This is a genomic window from Mycobacterium sp., assembly GCF_044370595.1.
Classification (GTDB): Bacteria; Actinomycetota; Actinomycetes; order Mycobacteriales; family Mycobacteriaceae; genus Mycobacterium.
On the sequence record NZ_JBILVF010000242.1, the window covers coordinates 1 to 3,111 of the forward strand.

4 protein-coding genes are annotated in these 3,111 nt (G+C 66.4%); 1 reads left to right on the top strand and 3 read right to left on the bottom strand.

Features of this window, described 5'->3' with window-relative positions; all coding sequences use genetic code 11:
* Positions 1-412: 412 nt before the first annotated feature.
* Complete coding sequence (locus ADBZ5N_RS18270) at positions 413-784, bottom strand: hypothetical protein (RefSeq protein ID WP_526259920.1); 372 nt, start codon at positions 782-784, stop codon at positions 413-415.
* Between the two features lie 71 nt (positions 785-855).
* On the opposite strand from ADBZ5N_RS18270, the gene ADBZ5N_RS18275 reads away from it, so the two are divergent.
* A complete protein-coding gene (locus tag ADBZ5N_RS18275; protein ID WP_526259922.1) occupies positions 856-1,191 on the top strand; it encodes an RNA polymerase-binding protein RbpA in 336 nt (111 codons plus the stop codon).
* 27 nt (positions 1,192-1,218) lie between these two features.
* Here the strand turns inward: ADBZ5N_RS18275 and ADBZ5N_RS18280 are convergent, their stop codons facing one another.
* Together ADBZ5N_RS18280 and lnt are read right to left on the bottom strand one after the other, a co-directional pair.
* Positions 1,219-2,061, bottom strand: a complete 843-nt coding sequence (locus ADBZ5N_RS18280; RefSeq protein WP_526259925.1) for a polyprenol monophosphomannose synthase — start codon at positions 2,059-2,061, stop codon at positions 1,219-1,221.
* A gap of 18 nt (positions 2,062-2,079) precedes the next feature.
* Positions 2,080-3,111 (bottom strand): apolipoprotein N-acyltransferase (lnt, locus tag ADBZ5N_RS18285; protein ID WP_526259927.1); only part of this gene is annotated, 1,032 nt, incomplete at its 5' end.

Genomic DNA, 3,111 nt, shown 5'->3' on the forward strand with positions numbered 1-3,111 from the left:
GAAGCACGCCGATCCGGTCCCAACAGGCGACCCCCCAAGCCACGACGGGGCGGGTCAAGCGCAGCATCGGCGCCGGTTCCGAAACCGAGGAACGTCGAAGATCGCTGACTCTGATGCCGCCTCCGCGCGTCGAAGCGGCCACCGCCACATTTACCCCCCATGAGAAATGTGTCGATGGCCGCTAGGACGGATTGTGGCAGAAACTGACACCATGTGACAGCGCTACCAGGAAAGAAACCCCTGGTCGGGTTATCCACCCAGGAGCGGCCACCGGAGCCACGCGGGGGGGTAGCGAAGCTCAACGGTGACCGCTCAGCGGCCAGTGTTGCACGCTGGGACCCGAAATACTGTGCTACTGATCGGTAATCCCCCAGCAGGGGGAGCAGGTATCCCCGTCGGGCACGAATCGAGATCAGCGCCACCCGTCAGCGGCTTTGGCCGCGCGCAACAACTCCTGACACAGTTGGCGCAACTCCGCGGCCGGTGCGCCCTCGTCAACGGCGGTCGCGACATCCTCGGCTGCACAACGCACCTGATAGACCCGATCGGACAACTCGGCGGCCTCCTCGGCCGTGAGGACCACGGCGTCATCGGGGACAGCGGTTCCTTTGACCAGGGCGCGTTGCTCGTAGGCCCGCTGACGGCAGGACTGCCGACAGTACTGCCGACGTCGGCCTAGCCCGGCGTCGGCGACCTCACGGCCGCACCATCGGCACGGCTGTGGGCGGGTCCGGCGCGTCACCACCGTGAGCCTAGACCGGGGCCGTCGCGCTCCCGGTATCATTGAGTTCCGCGTCGGGAACGGCGGCAACCGTTCTACGCGTCGTTCCCACGTATCACGCAAGGAGAATCACCATGGCTGATCGTGTGCTGAGAGGCAGCCGGCTCGGCGCCGTGAGCTACGAGACCGACCGCAACCACGACCTGGCACCGCGACAGCTGGCCCGGTATCGCACCGAGAACGGTGAGGAGTTCGAGGTTCCGTTCGCCGACGATGCCGAAATTCCCGGTACCTGGTTGTGCCGTAACGGCCTTGAAGGGACCCTCATCGAGGGTGAGCTCCCGGAGCCGAAGAAGGTCAAGCCACCTCGCACGCACTGGGACATGCTGCTGGAGCGCCGATCCGTGGAGGAACTCGAGGAACTGCTCAAAGAGCGCCTCGAGTTGATCAAGACGAAGCGCCGCGGCTGAGGCGGCCGGCGGCGGGATACTCGCCGCTCAGCGCCTCGACCGCCTGCGATGAGCTCGTCCGCCGATCCCCCATTGGGCGACTTTGAACATCGCCTCGCGGATATTCGAGCCACTCATTTTGGAGACTCCGAGCTCGCGTTCGGTGAACGTGATCGGCACCTCTACGACGGTGAACCCGTTGTTGATGGAGCGCCAGGTCAGGTCGACCTGAAAGCAGTACCCCTTGGATTCGACCGTAGACAAGTCCAGCTTCTCCAACACTTCGCGCCGGTAGGCGCGGTATCCGGCGGTGATGTCGTGTATCCCGACACCCAGTAGCAGCCGCGCATAGGTGTTGGCGGTCTTGGACAGAACAAGCCGCCGATACGGCCAGTTGCGCACCGTCCCACCGTCGACATAGCGCGATCCGATCGCCAGATCAGCTCCGTGGTCGATGGCGTCCAACAGCCGGTACAGCTGCTCGGGCGCGTGGCTGCCGTCGGCGTCCATTTCCACCAAGACGCTGTAGCCGCGTTCCAATCCCCACGCGAACGCGGCCAGATAGGCCGCGCCCAATCCGTCCTTGGTGGTGCGGTGCATCACGTGCACTCGGTCAGGCTCGGCGGCCGACAGCTCGTCGGCAAGCTCCCCGGTGCCGTCCGGGCTGCCGTCGTCGACCACCAGGATGTGCACGTCAGGACGTGCCTTGCGGACCCGCCCGACGATCAGGGTCAGGTTCTCCAACTCGTTGTAGGTCGGAATGATGACCAGTGTTCGTCTGCTGGGCAGTTGATCGTTGTTTGCGGGGGTCTTCCCGGCGGCCTTCCCGGCGGCCTTCCCGGGGGCCTTCTCGGCCTGGGCCCCGGTGGGCCCGCTGCCGCGGTTGCTCATGCGACTCCTTCGCCTGGTTTACACCGTGCCCGAATTACGACGACGGCGGCTGCGCAGTGGCCGCACTAATCCACCATTGTGCAATACAGCTGCGCCGATTGCGGTGACCGCGGCCACAACCAGCAGCCACTGCACCGCGCCAGCCCATCGGGTGGCCGGGGTCTGGGCTGTCCGCAGCCGTACCTCCACATCGAGGTAGGCCGGGGTGAAGAACGCGGTCCTGGCGATTTCACGGCCATCTGGGGCGATTGCTGCGCTGATACCGGTCGTTCCGGCGACGATCGCGTATCGCCCGTGCTCGACGGCCCGTAGCTTCGCGAACGCCAGTTGCTGTTCGCTCATGGCTTCATCGAAGGTCGCATTGTTGGTAGGCACTGCCAGCACCTGGGCGCCGTTACGCACCGACTGGCGCAACGCGCGGTCGAAGATGACCTCCCAACAGGTCGCCACCCCGACGGGCACCCCGGCGGGATGCAGCACGCCGCTGCCGCTGCCGGGGACGAAGTAGCCGGCCCGGTCGGCGTAGGAGGACAGCCGGGAGAAGAACGACCGCCATGGCAGATACTCCCCGAAGGGCTGGACGATCTGCTTGTCGTGACGCTCCCCCGGCCCCTCGTCGGGATCCCACACTACGACGGTGTTGGAAGCGGCAGGACTGTCCGGCGTCGCCTCCGGTCGGTCGACGACGGCGCCGACGAGTATCGGCGCTCGGATGGCCTGAGCTGCCGCCTCGATCTGCCCGGCAGCGTCGGCGTTTGCCAGCGGATCGATATCCGAGGAGTTCTCCGGCCAGATAACGAATCGCGGCCGCGGCGCGCTGCCGGATTCGACGTCCTCGGCCAATTGCAGCGTCTGGGCGACGTGGTTGTCCAGCACCGCGCGACGTTGGCTGTTGAAATCCAGGCCTAACCGCGGCACGTTGCCCTGCACGGCCGCGATCACCACCGTGGGCTCGTCAGCGGCGGTGGCCGCGCGGCGGACTCCGGGCGCGGCAACGGCCGTCGCAAGGAGCACCGCGCAGATGCACGCCCCGGACGTCACGAATGTGCG

Coding starts and splice junctions, on each gene's coding strand:
- ADBZ5N_RS18270 (WP_526259920.1), bottom strand. CDS start 784: ATGATACCGGGAGCGCGACGGCCCCGGTCTAGGCTCACGGTGGTGACG.
- ADBZ5N_RS18275 (WP_526259922.1), top strand. CDS start 856: ATGGCTGATCGTGTGCTGAGAGGCAGCCGGCTCGGCGCCGTGAGCTAC.
- ADBZ5N_RS18280 (WP_526259925.1), bottom strand. CDS start 2,061: ATGAGCAACCGCGGCAGCGGGCCCACCGGGGCCCAGGCCGAGAAGGCC.